At 55.5% G+C, this 15,834-nt stretch carries 17 protein-coding genes, 2 tRNA genes and 1 pseudogene; 13 read left to right on the top strand and 7 right to left on the bottom strand.

The features are described 5' to 3' along the window. Positions 1–165: 165 nt before the first annotated feature. The 5 genes from HFM78_RS07130 to HFM78_RS07150 form a co-directional block, all read right to left on the bottom strand. Entirely contained in the window at positions 166–603 is a 438-nt protein-coding gene (locus HFM78_RS07130; protein ID WP_287128737.1) for a hypothetical protein, read from the bottom strand. Continuing rightward, on the bottom strand, positions 600–1,442 hold the full coding sequence (locus tag HFM78_RS07135) for an FAD-binding domain-containing protein (RefSeq protein WP_287128738.1): 843 nt from the start codon (positions 1,440–1,442) through the stop codon (positions 600–602). The genes HFM78_RS07130 and HFM78_RS07135 overlap by 4 nt, the downstream gene beginning before the upstream one ends. Positions 1,443–1,462: 20 nt before the next feature. Continuing rightward, positions 1,463–2,014: a hypothetical protein gene (locus HFM78_RS07140; protein WP_287128739.1), complete on the bottom strand. Its 552-nt coding sequence runs from the start codon at positions 2,012–2,014 to the stop codon at positions 1,463–1,465. 1 nt (position 2,015) lies between these two features. Continuing rightward, positions 2,016–2,675 (bottom strand): DedA family protein, encoded by a 660-nt coding sequence (locus tag HFM78_RS07145; protein WP_287128740.1) that lies wholly within the window; start codon positions 2,673–2,675, stop codon positions 2,016–2,018. Positions 2,676–2,705: 30 nt separating this feature from the next. Beyond that, positions 2,706–2,778: transfer RNA gene (locus HFM78_RS07150), tRNA-Ile, on the bottom strand. Positions 2,779–2,819: 41 nt separating this feature from the next. On the opposite strand from HFM78_RS07150, the gene HFM78_RS07155 reads away from it, so the two are divergent. The 4 genes from HFM78_RS07155 (at position 2,820) to HFM78_RS07170 (ending at position 7,778) form a co-directional block, all read left to right on the top strand. Then, the gene (locus HFM78_RS07155) at positions 2,820–3,533 is read left to right on the top strand and encodes a glycerophosphoryl diester phosphodiesterase membrane domain-containing protein (RefSeq protein ID WP_287128741.1); all 714 of its coding nucleotides are present in this window, start codon (positions 2,820–2,822) and stop codon (positions 3,531–3,533) included. 79 nt (positions 3,534–3,612) lie between these two features. Next, positions 3,613–7,251 (top strand): hypothetical protein, encoded by a 3,639-nt coding sequence (locus HFM78_RS07160; protein ID WP_287128742.1) that lies wholly within the window; start codon positions 3,613–3,615, stop codon positions 7,249–7,251. Positions 7,252–7,329: 78 nt separating this feature from the next. Beyond that, positions 7,330–7,680, top strand: a complete 351-nt coding sequence (rplS, locus tag HFM78_RS07165; protein WP_287128743.1) for a 50S ribosomal protein L19 — start codon at positions 7,330–7,332, stop codon at positions 7,678–7,680. A gap of 22 nt (positions 7,681–7,702) precedes the next feature. Further along, positions 7,703–7,778 (top strand) — tRNA-Trp (locus HFM78_RS07170). Positions 7,779–8,484: 706 nt separating this feature from the next. On the opposite strand, the gene HFM78_RS07175 is transcribed toward HFM78_RS07170, so the two are convergent. Both HFM78_RS07175 and HFM78_RS07180 read right to left on the bottom strand, forming a co-directional pair. After that, positions 8,485–9,936, bottom strand: a complete 1,452-nt coding sequence (locus HFM78_RS07175) for a DUF4041 domain-containing protein (RefSeq protein WP_287128744.1) — start codon at positions 9,934–9,936, stop codon at positions 8,485–8,487. A gap of 346 nt (positions 9,937–10,282) precedes the next feature. Beyond that, positions 10,283–10,621 (bottom strand): helix-turn-helix domain-containing protein, encoded by a 339-nt coding sequence (locus HFM78_RS07180; protein WP_287128745.1) that lies wholly within the window; start codon positions 10,619–10,621, stop codon positions 10,283–10,285. 173 nt (positions 10,622–10,794) lie between these two features. Between HFM78_RS07180 and HFM78_RS07185 the strand changes: the two genes are divergently transcribed. From HFM78_RS07185 to HFM78_RS07220, 9 genes and pseudogenes are all read left to right on the top strand, one after another. After that, positions 10,795–10,962, top strand: a complete 168-nt coding sequence (locus HFM78_RS07185) for a hypothetical protein (protein WP_287128746.1) — start codon at positions 10,795–10,797, stop codon at positions 10,960–10,962. Then, positions 10,959–11,135, top strand: a pseudogene (locus HFM78_RS16220) (DNA-binding protein); the annotation flags it as partial. The gene HFM78_RS07185 and the pseudogene HFM78_RS16220, both read left to right, overlap by 4 nt. Before the next feature lie 192 nt (positions 11,136–11,327). Next, positions 11,328–13,400 carry a DDE-type integrase/transposase/recombinase gene (locus HFM78_RS07190; RefSeq protein ID WP_287128747.1) on the top strand — a complete coding sequence of 691 codons (2,073 nt, stop codon included), beginning with the start codon at positions 11,328–11,330 and terminating at the stop codon, positions 13,398–13,400. Beyond that, positions 13,397–14,131 carry an AAA family ATPase gene (locus HFM78_RS07195; RefSeq protein ID WP_287128748.1) on the top strand — a complete coding sequence of 245 codons (735 nt, stop codon included), beginning with the start codon at positions 13,397–13,399 and terminating at the stop codon, positions 14,129–14,131. Before HFM78_RS07190 ends, HFM78_RS07195 begins: the two co-directional genes overlap by 4 nt. After that, the gene (locus tag HFM78_RS07200; protein ID WP_287128750.1) at positions 14,131–14,379 is read left to right on the top strand and encodes a hypothetical protein; all 249 of its coding nucleotides are present in this window, start codon (positions 14,131–14,133) and stop codon (positions 14,377–14,379) included. The genes HFM78_RS07195 and HFM78_RS07200 overlap by 1 nt, the downstream gene beginning before the upstream one ends. Beyond that, positions 14,376–14,933, top strand: a complete 558-nt coding sequence (locus HFM78_RS07205; RefSeq protein WP_287128751.1) for a hypothetical protein — start codon at positions 14,376–14,378, stop codon at positions 14,931–14,933. Before HFM78_RS07200 ends, HFM78_RS07205 begins: the two co-directional genes overlap by 4 nt. Beyond that, positions 14,930–15,292: a hypothetical protein gene (locus tag HFM78_RS07210; RefSeq protein WP_287128752.1), complete on the top strand. Its 363-nt coding sequence runs from the start codon at positions 14,930–14,932 to the stop codon at positions 15,290–15,292. The genes HFM78_RS07205 and HFM78_RS07210 overlap by 4 nt, the downstream gene beginning before the upstream one ends. Beyond that, positions 15,285–15,671, top strand: a complete 387-nt coding sequence (locus tag HFM78_RS07215; RefSeq protein WP_287128753.1) for a hypothetical protein — start codon at positions 15,285–15,287, stop codon at positions 15,669–15,671. The genes HFM78_RS07210 and HFM78_RS07215 overlap by 8 nt, the downstream gene beginning before the upstream one ends. Beyond that, the gene (locus HFM78_RS07220; RefSeq protein WP_287128754.1) at positions 15,664–15,801 is read left to right on the top strand and encodes a hypothetical protein; all 138 of its coding nucleotides are present in this window, start codon (positions 15,664–15,666) and stop codon (positions 15,799–15,801) included. The genes HFM78_RS07215 and HFM78_RS07220 overlap by 8 nt, the downstream gene beginning before the upstream one ends. Positions 15,802–15,834: the final 33 nt, after the last annotated feature.

Consider the following 15,834-nt stretch of genomic DNA (forward strand, 5'->3'; position numbering starts at 1 on the left):
GAAGGCAAGGCCGAAGGCAGAGCCGAAGGCGAGTTGAAAGGCAAGCTGGAGACGGTCCCGGCTTTGATGAAAAGGGGTTTTACACTCCAGGAAATTGCGGAGATTCTGGGGTTGTCGTTGGAACAAGTGCAGGCAGTACAGCAATAGCTTTGGGTCTACACCGCGTTACTTGCTGTCGTTGAGATCACCCTTGAAAGCATAAGCCTGAGCAACCCGCCAGTAACGAGAAAACCGCGCTAGGTCAATGTGCCCGTCATAGTCCACAAAGGGTTCCACTGAGAGGATTGTCACGGGTAAGGACTGCTCCAGCACCTTCACATACTGCCGAAAAAGCGGGCTGGGACTTGCTGTGGTGACAATCCCATCGGCTTGGTGTTCAGTAGCAAAGGTCAAGACCTCCGCCACCACCCCGCCCCGGCGGATGACTACGGGCAGTTCCACCAGACACTCATAGATGAAGACCAACCGTTTCAAGCTCAACTGCCACTCTGCTAACAGTCGCTCGTCCCAGACCCAGAGCGCGGGGGCCTGGGGATGATTTTTGAAGTGGGGGCCTTGGGGGTCGAGACAGTCCCCATGGACCCAGAGGATCGGTCGGATCATCGTCGCTTGGCCTTGGGTTTACGACCCGGTTGCGCTGTGGGACTCTCGTTGCGCGGGAATAAATTGTGGGCTAGGTCATCGTAACTGCCCTCAAAGGCGCAGTGTCCATACAACGGACAGCGACGGCAATATAACCCGGCAGTGTACCGCTCCAGGTTCTCGCGATTAAAAAAATAGGGCTTGGCCCCAAAGGTACTCGCCACCCACTGCCAAGACAGATTATTACTCGCCGGGTCGCCATCAATGAGGTGTTCGAGGAACCACTTGGCCCCGGTCTGCCAACGAAGATGCCGCCAATGGACCAAATAGGCCGCCAGCCACATCCGGGCATGGTTGTGGAGATAGCCCTGGATCTTGAGTTCTTGACTAAACACATCCATACAGACTAAACCCGTCGTCCCGCTCTGAATATCCTCGGGCAGCGTGTCCTGGTAATGTTGAGGACTGTAGCCGGTTTTGTAGGGTTCGCGGTCCTCCCAAATCCCTTGGCCTAACTTGAGGTAGAGCCGTTGCCAATAGTCGCGCCAACCCAGTTCGTTGACAAATTTTTCACATTGGTGCGGGGTGGCGCGGGCTAAGACCCAATCGCGGACTTGGGCTAGGTTGAGGACCCCATAGCGGATGTAGGGCGAGAGCCGCGAGACCGACCCATTGAGGAAATTGCGGGTCGTAGCATAGCGGTGGGTCTCCAAACGGTTGAGTTGGACCTCCGCTGCCCGCCGGCCCCCCCGGATGGGACTGACCCGCCCGTCCCGCGCCGCCGCTTCAGGAAACTGCTCACCTACGTAGCGAATTAAATCCGCCCGGTCTGTGAAATCCCGGCGCATATCCTTACTCATGCCCCCCCGCCTGCGCTCATCTAAACATCTTGGCAGATTGCCCGGATCTCAGCCTGAACTGGGTGGGGATAGAGAGCCAGTTCCTCCTGGTATTTATCCAAAAGTAGCGGGTCTTGGGAGACCAGAGCCTGACGTAACTCGGTCCCCGACTTGGGAATCAAACGATGGACGGGTTCTAATTTGAGATGGGGATATAGGCTGACCAAGAGCGTAAAATCTGTCAGTTGATAATCGTCGCCAAAATAATAGGCCGCTGGCAAGGTCCCCATCACCCCCACCGCCGCACCCATAAGCTGCTGAAACCAACTCGCACAGAAGCCCGCCTCCGCCACATCTGCCACCGGAGCCAGAACCAACCGCGCTAGGGGAAACTCGTGGGCCACCAGTAGCCGGACCAAGAGGTCCCGCCGTGCCAGCCAGGACAAGGGAGCCGAGGGAACCCCGACCAGATTCGCCGAACCGACCAGAATCAAGACTTGCGCCTGGGGATAATCCGTGAGCATCCGGTCCACTAGCGTCAAATGCCCGGTATGGGGCGCACCCAGCCGCATTACCGCGAAGGGATAATCCACTTCACGAAGGACCTTTGGACTCTTCCTCAGCGAGTTCCCGCTTGAGTTTGCGGGCTTCCCAGGTTTCGCGGAGCAAGGTGTATACCAAGATGCCCCCCAAGGCGATGACCAAAGACCAGATCCCTAAACTCTGGAAGAACTGCTCCACCTGTTTCCCAAAGAAATAACTCGCCCCTCCAATCGCTGTCGCCCAACTGATGGCACCCAAGGCATTAAAAATAAAAAACTTAGGCCAAGGCATGTTCGTAATCCCCGCCAAGGGACCCGCCAAAATCCGTAAGAGGACAATAAACCGCCCAAAAAATACGGCCCAAGCACTATTTTTCAAGAAGCCCGCCTCCGCCTTAGCGAACTTAGCCGGGGTCATACCGAAGACCTTGCCGTACTTGAGGACTAAGTTACGCCCGTACCGTTTACCGATGAAGTAACCCATGTTATCGCCCAGGATCGCCCCAGTTATCGCCGCCAGCAGGACCCCAGCAATCTGTAAACGCCCCTGGGACGCTAAGACCCCAGAAATGATGAGGATGGTCTCCCCTGGTAGCGGGATACCTGAATTCTCTAAAAAGATAATGAGGGCGATGAGCCAATAGCCATTGGCTTCTAAGAAAGGTTGTAAGTTTTGGACGAGGGTTTCGATGAATTGCTGTATGGCTGTCAACGTACAGATCCTCGCGAGATGGGGAGAGTCTGGGCCGTGCAGGAGTTGAACCCGCCTAAAACGAATTATGAGCTCGCTGCCTCAACCGCTCGGCCAACGGCCCGACCAGTCCCATCCTACACCCAGCCCCGTTAAACTGTCGGGGTGGCTCTCCTCACGCGCTATCGTCGTCTAGCCCAAGGCATCGGCCCCCTGTACCTGCCCCTGCTGGCTTTGCAGCTAGTGGCCCTGGGAGGGTCTATTTTGCCGGGGTTGGTGGCGGGTCCTCTACAAGGCGTGGTTAGTGCCCTAGTACCTCTCGGGATTGATCCGCTAGTTACGGGGATGAGTCTGGCTTTAGTACACCAAGCTCGGAGGGGGCAGTCCTTAGCGGGACGAGAAGCTTGGGGGCAGGCGGTACGGATTTGGCCCCGCTTGGTGGCAACCAGTGCTTTGACGGTCCTTGCGGCGGTGGCTCCGACGGGTTGGCTTTTTTATCTGGCCTACCATGCTTTTGAGCAGGCGTTTTTGGGCGGGGGTAATTTTATCTTGCCGTTCGTGGGCATGATCCTGGCGGCTCTACCGGGGATTTATCTGGGCGTGCGTCTTTTCTACACCGTGCCTTTACTCTTCACCGAACCCCAACCGCCTCTGTCGGCTCTCAAGCGCAGTTGGCAACTCACGCGGGGCCGCTGGTGGCAGACGGCGACGGCTTTCTTACCCTTGGGAGGGTTGGTGCTGTTAGTAGGTCTACTCCTGGGTTGGCTCTTGTCTGGGCTGTCAATTCCAGGGTTAGCCTATCCCCAATGGGTATTGGCGTTACGATTAGTGGGTCCCTTGGGCTGGACATTTTATCTGGTTTTAGCGGAGGACCCCTAAGATTTATGACGAAAGCTTGGGCTGTAACCTGCTTTTAACCTGCGACAACTATAGTGTTTGGGACTTTAGGAGCGGATGTATGCAAGGGTTGGGTGCTTCCATTTGTCAAGGTTCCCGGTGGTTAGCAAAGAGTTTATCGGTGTTCGCGCTCGTCCAACTGGGGCTCAGTAGCCCGGTGCTAGCGGCTCCCCCGGGGGTGGGCGACCTCATCATCAATGAATATTCCTCCGATAATGATGCCAACGGTGCGGATTATCTGGAATTACTAGTCCTGACCGACGGGCTTGACCTGCGCGGTTTACGTATTAGTGACAATGAGTTGGTAGCCGGAGTCTGCAACAACAATGAGTCTGTCCTGGTTTTTGGTCAAGATGCTTACTTGAGTAGCGTCCCCAAAGGCACGACGCTTGCGATTTATACCATCGTTACGGGCGTTACCACGGATACCATTACGGACCCGACGGCGAGTGATTGGAAGCTAGTTCTCGTGCCAGGAACGGGCATCACCGTGGAAATTGACGGTCTGGGTGGGTCTATCAACGCGGGGTTATCCACGGGGGGTGAAGCCCTCTATGTTTATCTACCGGGAGCCGATGGCACGAGCGCGGGGACCGATAACGTCTATCTCGACTTTGTATCTTTTGAGAGTGACGGCGGCGAACCCCCAGCGGGTTTTACCGACATCAACCTACCGAGCGTGGCGGATAACGGTTATTACACGGGCAACACCGCCATCGGCAATGACACGGCGAGTAACTGGGTGGTCTACGATGGCCCGCCCCCAATCGCCAGCGCAACGCCCGGTGAAGCCAACCCCAGTCAGGACTTGGCAGGACTCCGGGGCGGGATTGCCAATGCGGGAATTATCACCAGTTGCCCCCCGACGCTAGGCACCAGCGTTGGCACCGCGACGAGTACAGCTATCAGTGCCACGGATACCGACGGGACCGTGACAGGCATCGCCATCACCAGCACTCCGGTGCCAGGAATCAGTCTGAGCGCGATTGTCCCGGCGACTACCCTGGGCGGGACAGCGACCGCCCAGCTTGATATTAGTGCCAGTACCGCCTTGGGTAACTACAGTGTCGTCCTCACCTTCACCAACAACGATCCAACCCCCCAGACCAGTACCTGTACGATTACCGTGGCAGTCAATCCCCTGGCTGGTACCCGCATCCGGGATATCCAGGGCGCGGGTCATGTCTCGCCCCTTTTCAACCCGACGACCGGAGTGGGACTAGCGGTAACGGATGTACCAGGGCTAGTTACAGCGGTCCGTACCAATGGTTTCTACTTCCAGGACCCGGCCCCCGACAGTGACCCCAATACCGCCGAGGGCATCTTTGTCTTCACTGGGTCTGCTCCCACCGTCACTGTTGGTAGCTCCATCACTGTCAGTGGCACCGTGGGTGAGTTCCGCCCTGGGTGCAGTAGCTTCAACTGCACTTCGACCTCCTCAGGGTTTGCCAACCTCAGCACCACCCAGATTGCCAGCCCAACGATTACGGCTGTGGCTCCCCTCGGGACTGTGACCGCCACGGTCATTGGCTCGGGCGGACGGGTACCACCGACGGAGATTTTTAGTGATGATGCCACCGGGACCCCGCCCAGTGTCGAGACGGGTGGAGCCTTTGACCCCGCCAGTGACGGCGTGGATTTCTATGAGAGCCTAGAGGGGATGTTGGTGCGGGTGAATGATGCCCGTGTCGTGGGACCGACGGTGACTTTTGGCGCGGGCGGACCCAACAACGTTGAGGTCTACGTCCTCGGCGACAACGGAGCCAACGCCACGGGTGCCAATACCCGAGGCGGTATCAATATCCGGCCCAACGACCTCAACCCCGAGCGCATCGTCTTCAATAACGCTCTACAAACCCTTCCCGAGGTCGGGGTGGGGACGGTCTTCCCCGGTGCAGTGGATGGGGTGCTGGACTATAGCTTCGGCAAGTTTCTGTTCTACCCGATTAACCCGCTCCCGGTCCCCGTCAGTAATCCTCCGCTCCCTGAGGTAGCAGCGGGGAGTTTCGCGGGTGAACTGACCGTGGCGGCTTTTAACGTCGAGAACCTGGACCCCGGTGATGGCACTCGGTATGACCAGTTAGCCAGTGTCATCGTCAACAACCTGCGCTCCCCCGACATCCTCAACCTAGAAGAAATCCAAGACAACAATGGACCCACCAACGACGGGATTGTCGCCGCCGACCAGACCCTCCATACCCTCATCACCGCTATTCAAACTGCGGGTGGCCCACTCTACAGTTTCCGTCAAGTCAACCCCGCCCCCGGCAACCTGGATGGTGGCGAACCGGGCGGTAATATCCGGGTGGCGTTCTTGTACCGCGCCGACCGAGTAACGTTTGTAGACCGCTACGACGGGACTAGCGACCTCAGTACCACCGCGACCCAAGCCCAAAATGTCGGCGGTCCTATCCTCAGTCTGAGCCCAGGCCGGGTGGACCCCAACAACACGGCCTTCTTGAATAGCCGTAAACCCCTCGCGGGCGAGTTCGAGTTCCAGGGCCGCAAGGTTTTTGTCGTGGGCAACCACTTCAATTCCAAGGGCGGCGACCAGCCCCTATTCTCCCGGTTCCAGCCCCCCACGCTGCTCTCTGAAACCCAACGCCTCCAACAAGCCACCGTCGTCAAGGGTTTCGTAGATAGCATCCTGGCGATTGACCCCCTGGCGAACGTGATTGTCCTGGGCGATCTCAACGACTTTGAGTCCTCACCACCCCTGACCATCCTCAAGGGGACCAGCCTCTTCAACTTGGTAGAGCGCGTCACCCCCGATGACCGTTTCAGCTTTATCTTCACCGGGAATGCCCAGGTCCTCGACCACCTCTTGAGCAGTGTCAACCTCGCTGCCGTTGCCACGAGCCAAGACTTCATTCATGTGAACCCGGAGTTTGTCGGTAGCCCTACGGACCACGACCCCTTCGTCGTCCGCTTCGATATCCCCAGCACCGCGACCCAGTGGCGGATTGCCACCACCGGGGACCTCAACAGTGATGGTAAAGTAGACATCCTCTTCCGTAACCGTCTCAGTGGGGATAACGCAGTCTGGTTACTGGATGGCACCACCTTCCTCAGTGCGCCCCTACTTGACTCGGTGACAGACCTCAACTGGCGACTAGAAGCGACGGGCAACTTCAATAGTGACACCCAGGTAGACCTGCTCTGGCGCAACCAAGTCACGGGTGAGAACGGGGTCTGGTTCATGAATGGGACCACTTTTGTGAGCGGCGACCTGATTGCTGGTACCCCAGACCTCAACTGGGAGATTGTCGGCACGGGCGACTTCAACAGCGATACCAAGGTGGATATCCTCTGGCGTAACCGGGCCACGGGCGAGAATGGGGTCTGGCTCTTGGATGGCGTCACTTTCTTAGGCGGCTTCCTCATCGAACCCTTAGCAGACCTCAACTGGGCCATCGTCGGGACGGGCGACTTCAACAGTGATGCGAAAGTAGATATCCTCTACCGCAACCGGGTCACGGGCGAGAACGCAGTCTGGTTTCTAGATGGGTTCACCTACTTGACGGGAGCTTACATTCCCAGCGTCACTGATGCCAACTGGACTATCGGCGGCACGGCTGACTTCAACGGGGATGCTCAAGTGGACCTACTCTGGCGTAACCTCCTGACCGGAGAGAACGCCGTCTGGCTGATGAACGGCATTACCTACCTTGAGGCGGCTCCCTTGCCGCCCACCAACTAGGGACCCGATTCCCCCCGGTGGATTGCCAGCGGGGGGACCCTTGTTCTAAGATAGAAAATCTGAAATAGGTCATCGGTCATGCACGCCCAGGAAATCATCCGCTCCATTGAGCAGGAATTCATCAAAACCGACCTCCCCCTCATCAACATCGGGGATAACGTGCGGGTCAACGTCAAAATTGTCGAAGGCGGCAAAGAACGCCTCCAAGCCTTTGAGGGGACCGTCATCTGTCGGCGCGGGGCCGGGATTAGCAAGAATATCACTGTCCGCCGGGTTTTCCAGGGGATTGGCGTCGAACGGGTTTTCCTCTTGCACTCCCCGCGTATCGAATCCATTAAAGTGACCCGCCGGGGTTCGGTGCGCCGCGCCAAGCTCTTCTATCTCCGTGACCGGGTGGGCAAAGCGACACGTGTCAAAGAGAAGGTTTAGTCTGATAAGATGATCTAGCTTTGCGCCGTTAGTTCAGTTGGTAGAACGCAGGTCTCCAAAACCTGATGTCTGGGGTTCAAGTCCTCAACGGCGCGCCACTCTCAGCCAAAATTTCAAACTCTAGGAGCGGATTTTAGGGAAATGTAAGGTTTTTCAATGGCGAGTGATAACAGTCACAAATTATGTACAGTTTTATGGACACTAACCAGCTCTCGTTAAAAGCGGTGGAGGACGACGTTGATCATGCGATCATGTGGGACTATACGGGATAACGCGGGATTAGCTGGGATGGCTCCACAGTAAGGCTTCTAGGGATTGTAAAGAAAAAGAGACTGATCACCCTACTTTAGATCCAGAATACAAACGCATCTCTCTTAAAAGAGCTTTTAAATACCCCGTAAAGAACTATTCAAGGGGACTTGAAGGGGATTTCTGTATTACGCCTGTATTACTCGGGGACCCTCGGGGCCTGCCTGCCGGTGCCTGCACGATTGCAATTTATGCAAATATCGGGGTGAAAAGTTTTCGTGCTATGAGGTTGACTCCTACTTTGCAGAAAATGCACAAATTAGGGGCAGATGGAGGTGTAGCGTTCCTGGGCGTGGTACAGGTCTAGGGCCTCTACTCTTGCTAGGGTGCCTGTGTTACTTGCTTGAGTAAATCGCGAATGTAGGTGGGGAGGCATTCGGGGCGGTTGGAGGCAGCTTGACTGGGGGCTGCTTGAGAGTGTGCAGAAGTTGCAAGCTTTGAGACCGAGCAATAGCCCCCAGCAACCCCTAACCCTTACCCTGACCTGAGAGGAGCCTAAGCATTAGACTTCTTTGCTAGAGATTGCCTGTACTGGGAAGCTTCAGCAACTTTAGTAAGCTGAAGCTTAAACTTGATTTCAGGATTTATGAGCGAATTTCTATCTAACTCAGCTTCAATGTCTTCGATTGAAACACTAAAGAACTCTTTCCTGTCGTTAACTACGTTTAACCTCTGGTTATGGAACTTCTTGTGAAGGAGGTTTTCTAAACTTGGGGCATCGTTGGTAGAAATTATAGCGTGTACATCAAATGGGAAGGGTACTGAGGCATCACCTAGTTCATTCACACGTTCCATTGGATCTACTCGGCGTGTCATACCAATTTTGAATACGTTCTCACCAAAGGAGCCGACATTGGAGATTATGTAGACATAGCCTGAGCGAGTAAGCTCTGCCATTGATTGAGCGCGTTCCTTGCTGGTTTTGACTTCTGCAAGGCGTTGATTTAGTTTCTCAATCTCCGCAAGGAGGCTCTGGCGATTCGCGTCCGACACACCTTCTAGCTCCTTTTTGGCATCCTCTAAGGCTTTTTGATAACGCTTTTCTTCCCGCTCAGTCTCTATCCTGACTTTCTCTAGCTCTTTTTGGGCACGCTCTTCCTCGCGCATCTGTTCACGGATGCGGCGTTGCTCTTCAATCTCTTCTTGCTTTTGGACTTGGTATTCATAGGTGAGTCGCAATTCTTCTATTTTCAGACTCAAATAGTCTTGGGTTATCCTACAGGAGAAGGTCTTTCCGTTCTTGTTAAGGAATTCATAGGAGGCCGTGATCCGGTTGCTCATTGTTTGGATATTGTTGTACTTTGCTCGTGATACACAGGCATCACATTCACCATTAAAGGCTCTAAGCATAGTCTTGATAAAGCTCTTTACCAGTTTTTGCCCCTCTTTTTCACTGCCGCCAACAACCCAGGTTTGGTCACAGACAGCGGCTTCTTCTGATTTGACCATATCCTTTTGATTCTCGTAAACCTTCTCCAATTCGGACTGATACCTGGAAGCACTTGCAAAGTCGTATTGTCTCTCATAGAACCCAAAGCTCTCTAAGAAAGAGACTTCCTCTAGGGGCTTAAGCTCTTTTTCAAGTGTCTTAATCTCTTGTTTGAGAAGTTTGATTGATAGTTTGTTGTCTTCAACAGATTTCTGAAAAGCCTTATCAGCCTCCTCACGCTCCGCCTTTTTCTTTTTAATTTGCTCCTCTAAGTTGCGGATGTGAAGCTCTCTGTCGGTAATATCGCCGTAGGAAGCAAGTGTTTTTTCAGATAAAGCCAGTTCGTTTTGATAGGTTTGAATAGTGCTTACGTCGGTACTTATAGTACCTCGCAATTCCTTATTGCTTGTGGTTAATTCCTTCACTTTCTTGCGCCAGCCTATCTCCTTCCACCCCAGGTAGAGAGCTAGAGCTGACAGGGTGGCGATACCAGCCGAGAGTTCTAACTCTAAAACCATCTCTGGACTACCCCCCGATCTTGGACGGATGGCAGGAAAACGGGGTAAACGTACTGAGAGGTGACAGGCACGAGGTTACTCGGGGGATATTTTTATCCTACCCACCACGAGGATGCTCCTATCTTTAGGGGAGCGATCGGTCACGAATTTGTAGTATCCACAGGGACATGTGGAACTCTGACCGAGGAAAAAACCTTGAAGCGACCTTTGAGGCTACCTTTTAAGGGGGAAGCCACCTTTTGAGGCTACCTTTCACCCTTCTGAGGCTACCTTTGAAGCTACCTTTTACCCTTTTGAGGCCACCTTTCTTAAACAAGGCCACCTTTGAATAGGGGGTGTAACTCGATTAACCGTCAAATGAATCAGTGGCAAGAGAGTCCAAGGCTTCCCAGTCCTCTCCATAGCAGGCGGTTGTATCAAGGATGATTTTATCCTCCTCAAAAGAGTTAACTCTATAAATCAAGGGAGCTAGAGCCTTGATGATTTCCTGCTGAGGTTCTGAAATGTTGCCTCTGACGTACTTATTAACCGTGACGTGAGAGATTCCAGCCTGCTTTGCTAAAACCCGCTCAGACCAACGCCGATAGTGCATGGTAGCTTTGATCGCCAGAGCAAGCCTAGCAACACCAGCAGCAGTATAACGCTGCTTATCAAGCTCGGACTTCAAAATGCAAATGCTCGTCATCTTTACCTCATCGCAGCAAGAGTGCGGGACACTACCTACCTTCCCGATCAGTATAGCTTGTTGGTACCAGCGTGGTACCAAGGGGAATTTCGCTCTAGTGGTACCGAAGTGGTACCCTCTGTTATATACTTGTTACCAACAGACACTAACAGATACTAACAATGCCTCGGCAAGTGCGTCCCCGAATTCCCGACCGACTCTACCAGCTTATCCAGCGCGGTGCGGCTCAAGCTGCTTTGACTGAAAGGCATTGGTTGATCGATGCAATCCGCGAAAAGGCTGGCAGACAAGGGATTGAGCTTGAGGAAGCCACGCTCGTTAATGAGCGGGAGGCTAGATGAAAGAGTGGTACGCCAGTTCTGATCTTGTCGGCCTGCCTGGGATGCCGTCCATCGGTCGCCATATACGACAAAAAGCAAATCGCCAGAACTGGCCTTATCGGGAGGTACTTGGAAACGGAGGGCTACACCGAGAGTATGCATTTTCTGCGCTCCCCTCCGCAACCCAGGCGCACCTACTAGGCCAAATTCCGCAAATTGACGAATGTGAAAAAGCTCCTGCCGCCCCCTCTCTTTTTTTTGAAGGCGAGGCCGCAAACAGACAGATTTCAACACCTCTCAATAATGACCCCCGAGAGGCAAGTACCCAATCCGGTGAAACTCGTAACTTTTCTACGGGGAAAAAAGTAAGTAATAACACTGGAAATATGGGGAAGCTGAGTACCCCGCCGCCGACTTTTGATGCACGGCACGGGGAGAGTATAAACCTGTCGGCCCTGGGTGGGGAGTGTGTGAGGCACGGGGCCACCCAGGGTCTCCCTACTGACCCAGCCGTCACTTCTATAAGCGCATCACCGGAACTCACAATGGCTCACGCACGGCTTGAGATTTTGGCGGAGTTTGAGCGGTGGCACAGCCGCCGGGGTGGGCAGCTAATCGTTCGGCTCCATGAATTTGGCGAACTCTATAACGGTCGCGCCCTTGGTCTGGCTGACTGGGTGACTGACCTAGTACCCCGGTGCTCTCGCGGGACGCTGCACACTTGGCGACGGGCCAGGGACCAAGCGAAGGATCAGGCAGGACGGCTTGCGGCTCTGGCTGACAAGCGCGGCATCAATGGCGGTGGGGGTTTCACGGGTAATGCGGTCCTCTGGCGGCGGGTGCTGGAGATTTTGCAGGAGCGGCCTCATGGGTCTATAAAGGCTCTTTATCGGGCTCTCGAAACGGAATTTGGGGACCTGCCTGTGCTGGCGACGGTGCAACGGGCTATCGCTAAATGGAAGCTGGACAATCCGATGATCTGGGCCTACTGGTTGAACCCGGACGCGGCTAAGGGCAGGTTTGAACCCGCCTATGGTGATATGTCGGCTCAGATTGTGAGCTATTTGCAGATGCTGGAACTCGATAGCTCGCCTTCGGATGTCCACTGCGTGGATGGGCGATACGCGCTGATTGCTTGTATTGACATCTATACGCGGCAAGTCCGCATCCTGGTACTGAAAAACTCGAATGGCTGGGGGGTGACTACCCTACTGCGGCGGGTCTTCGTTGAGTGGGGCATCCCCAAAGTCCTCAAAACTGACAATGGCAGCGATTACACGTCGCATCGCATGACGCGGCTGTGTCTAGATCTGGGGATACGGCAGGAGCTTTGCCCACCTTTTACGCCGACTGCTAAGCCTCATATTGAAAGCTTTTTCAAAGTCTTGGCCCATAGCTACCTATTTGAACTCAGCACGGGATTTAGGGGCCATAACGTTGGGCAGGCTCAGGCAATCCGCAATCAACAGACCTTCGCCAGTCGGTTCCTGGTCCGGGCTAAGGAGGGGCAGAAGCGGCAGGCCATTGAGATCCCGCTGACTGCGGCTGAACTGCAAGGGCGGATTGATAGGTGGCTGGACCACGACTATCAGCATAATCCCCACAGTGGGCTAGCAGGGCTGACCCCGTTCCAGATGGTCTCGGGCTGGACTGGCGAAGTCCGGCGTGAGGACCCCCGCAAGCTGGACATCCTCTTGACGGATGCGCCTAAAACCTCGGGGATGCCTGAGGGGGTCCGGGTGCCCCAAGCGGACGGGCTCTCGGCGTGGGGTGAGACCTATATCTCGTCTGAACTCGTGGTGTGGACGGGTAAGCAGGTCCGGGTCCGGCGCGATGACGTGGATACGACTCGGGTCTATGTCTTCAGTCTGGATTGGCAATTTATCTGTGTGGCTGAGGGCGTGGGGGGGATGGCGGCCCAGCGGCAAAAAGAGATCGCGGTGGAAGCTAAGCGCATCAACGGCAAGCTGGTCCGCACAATCAAGGGCAGTCTCAGCAAAAAGCCCCAGGACCGCGTAACTCCCATCCTGGCCCAGGCCGAGCGGGAGAACGGTTCACTCGTCGCCCTGCCCAACTCGAGTTACTCCGTGGAGACGCTCGCCCTGGCGGGGGCACAAGCGGCGATAGAAGCGATGGAGTTGGCTAAAGCTCCGCTGCCAGTGTCCAACCCACTTTCGGCGGAGGAGGAAGCGGCCTACCACCGGGCGATGCAGCCGAAAGCCTCCAAGTACACGGACCAGGAGGTGGATCGGTGGGATGCCTCGGATAGATTTCTCAATCTGCGGAATCTATCCCCGGAGCAGCTCACGATCCGGCAGGCGCGGTGGCTGGTGGATATTGCGCCAACCAACGCGGCGGTGAAAGGGATTTTGCGCCTGGAGGCCCGTGCCAAGAGGGATGAAAAAAGGCCCCAGCCTTCTGAAGCCTCAATCAAATCAATTAAGGAGATCGTACTGTGACCACGACCAAAACCCCAACCCGTAGCCGAATTGTTCAGACCCGTAATCTCAAAAAGGTCTTCGGGATTTTTGATGAACTCCTGGGGCGGCCCCAGGGGGACCCCGGCATTCTATTGATTTTTGGGGACCCCGGCCTTGGGAAAACTTGGGCAGGCTGTGAACTTTTTCTGGAACACGAAGGGGTGCTCTTGGGGGTGCTGCCGGGGTGGACGCAACGGGCGATGGTATCGAGTCTGCTCCTAGAGATGGGGCAGGAGCCACGGGGCAACACTGTGGAGCGCACGGAGCAGGCTATTCAGGCTCTAGCCCAGGAGCCACGGCCTATTTTCGTGGATGAGTTGGAGTGCCTTTTTGGGGATGTCAAGCTCCTGGAGACTCTGCGGATCTTGCATGACCGGACGGGCTGCCCATTGGTGCTGATTGGGGCTAGTGGGGTGGAACTCAAGATTAAGCGGCTCAAACAATTGGCTTCACGGATTTTCTACTGGTGCAAATTCACGGCAGCAGACCTGGAGGATGCTCGGCTGTTGGCGGAGGTGGTACTCCCTAATGTGCGGGTCCAGGATTCACTCTTGAACGAGGTTTGGAAGGTTGCTGGCGGCAATATGCGGGATATGAAATCGGCCTTGGGGCAGATCGGGGAATTCGCGGCGAACGCGGATCTCGCTGAGGTGGGCCTAGACCACTGGGGGACTACCCGTAAATTCTTCTTCAGACAGGGAGGACGGTGATGGACGACTACCGCAATACCTACTCGGCGTTCAGCCGTCGCCGGATTGTCCGGGCCTTGCAGAAGGTTCGTAAGTGGACTGAAGAAGTTGAGAGCTACCTCGGTAGCCCTAATCCGGTACTGCACACCTGGGACGTTTCGGGAGAAGTCAACACGCTCAACGGTGCGATTGATGAACTGCACGACGCGCTGGCCCAGGGCGGCGGCAAGCCCCATTTACAAACCCAACCCCTGAAGAGGACCCCGTGACGCATCAGACGAAGGAACGAGTCTCGGAAAAGCACTCTAAAATCTGGCGAAGTTTAAGGTTTCTGGCGGCTTCGGGGACGGTGACCGCCCAGCAGATCGCCATTCACGCCCGGACTACAGATGAGTACGCCCGTAAGATCTTGCGGCGGCTGGAGCTTGCGGGGTATCTGAGGGTGATCTGTGAGGCTAACCCCCGCGCTGGGCGATGTGCGGCGTATCGGCTGATCCGCAATACCGGGCCTCGGACCCCAATCTTCAGCCGGGTGGGAAGAAAGCAAATCTTTGACCCGAACACGAAGACGGCCTATGAGGTGCGCTCGGTGGCGCGTGCCCAGACGGGCCGGGAACGGGCTCTCGCGTGGATACAAGGACGGCAGGGCCTCTGGACTGTGGTGGATTTGGTGGGGGGTACGGCGATCCAACTCAAGAATGCCCAAAAGTACCTGACGGAGCTATCTCGTGACGGGGTAGTTGCGGTGGTGGCCCAAGTGCAGTCTGGGCCGGAGGGGGGTAATGCTCTTCATCTTTACCAATGGACGGAGGAGGGATTATGAGCGAGAGCGAGTGGGTAACGGTTCTTCGAGTGGCTTGTGCTGCCAAGAGTCAGGCGGCTGTAGCTCGTGCATTGGGCTACTCTCCAAGCGTTATTAATCAGGTTTTAAAGGGCTTTTACAGGGGTGATCTAGGGTCTGTGGAGGCTAAAGTCCGCGCTCTTTTGATTAAAGAATCCGTCCTGTGTCCTGGTCTGGAGCGCGTTATCAAGCGGGCTTTTTGTCTGGAATTTCAGGAAAAGGCGGTGAAGTTTAACCGTGGGCAGTTACAGGCGGCAAGCAGTCTGCACCAGCAAATCTACTCGGCCTGCCTCGGTGGGTGCCGATACGCAAAAAATTTCAAGGGAGAAGCGAATGAATGAACTGCGCCATGCGTTGAGGGTAGAGGCGGGGCGGCTCCTGGGTGAGCAACATCTCAGTCTGCGGGTATGTTCCAGTCCTGAAAGTAAAGCGCATTGTATTGTCTGGGTGCTGGGCTACATTGAGGCCCTAGAAGATTTGGCTGCTCTGGAGCCTAATGAGGCGGACGGCTGGCGAGAGCGGATCTGCAACTGCCCTGGGCATGAGGACGGCTTCCCCCAAGCCCGGTGCAGCTATGGCGGATGTAAATCTCGAACAATGGCTTCTCGGCTCAAGCGGATTTGTAATGCCATGCTCTACACCGGGTGCTGGTACACAGCTAGCCCGTGCATGGGACGGCGGTGGCCCTCGGTGATTTGCCGGGAGGTGCGGCGTGGCTAGATATGGCGTGATTGCCCGTGAGCGGCGGGTGCGGCGTACTCGTGAGGTGTGGGTGGCTCTCGCTCTCGCCCTGGAGTTCGGTGGGGTGTGTGGATTGATTGCCTGGGATCTGATGACCTGGGGGATGTAGATTTTGCTGCGAGCAATCGTGGCCTGTCCAGTT

This window comes from Candidatus Cyanaurora vandensis, assembly GCF_013285555.1.
In the GTDB taxonomy this organism is placed as follows: Bacteria; Cyanobacteriota; Cyanobacteriia; order Gloeobacterales; family Anthocerotibacteraceae; genus Cyanaurora; species Cyanaurora vandensis.

Excerpts from the sequence above, each read along its gene's own strand:
- HFM78_RS07215 (WP_287128753.1), top strand. The coding sequence starts at position 15,285 with ATGAATGAACTGCGCCATGCGTTGAGGGTAGAGGCGGGGCGGCTCCTG.
- HFM78_RS07190 (WP_287128747.1), top strand. The coding sequence starts at position 11,328 with ATGGGGAAGCTGAGTACCCCGCCGCCGACTTTTGATGCACGGCACGGG.
- HFM78_RS07130 (WP_287128737.1), bottom strand. The coding sequence starts at position 603 with ATGATCCGACCGATCCTCTGGGTCCATGGGGACTGTCTCGACCCCCAA.
- HFM78_RS07135 (WP_287128738.1), bottom strand. The coding sequence starts at position 1,442 with ATGAGTAAGGATATGCGCCGGGATTTCACAGACCGGGCGGATTTAATT.
- HFM78_RS07210 (WP_287128752.1), top strand. The coding sequence starts at position 14,930 with ATGAGCGAGAGCGAGTGGGTAACGGTTCTTCGAGTGGCTTGTGCTGCC.
- HFM78_RS07160 (WP_287128742.1), top strand. The coding sequence starts at position 3,613 with ATGCAAGGGTTGGGTGCTTCCATTTGTCAAGGTTCCCGGTGGTTAGCA.
- HFM78_RS07200 (WP_287128750.1), top strand. The coding sequence starts at position 14,131 with ATGGACGACTACCGCAATACCTACTCGGCGTTCAGCCGTCGCCGGATT.
- rplS (WP_287128743.1), top strand. The coding sequence starts at position 7,330 with ATGCACGCCCAGGAAATCATCCGCTCCATTGAGCAGGAATTCATCAAA.
- HFM78_RS07180 (WP_287128745.1), bottom strand. The coding sequence starts at position 10,621 with ATGACGAGCATTTGCATTTTGAAGTCCGAGCTTGATAAGCAGCGTTAT.
- HFM78_RS07175 (WP_287128744.1), bottom strand. The coding sequence starts at position 9,936 with ATGGTTTTAGAGTTAGAACTCTCGGCTGGTATCGCCACCCTGTCAGCT.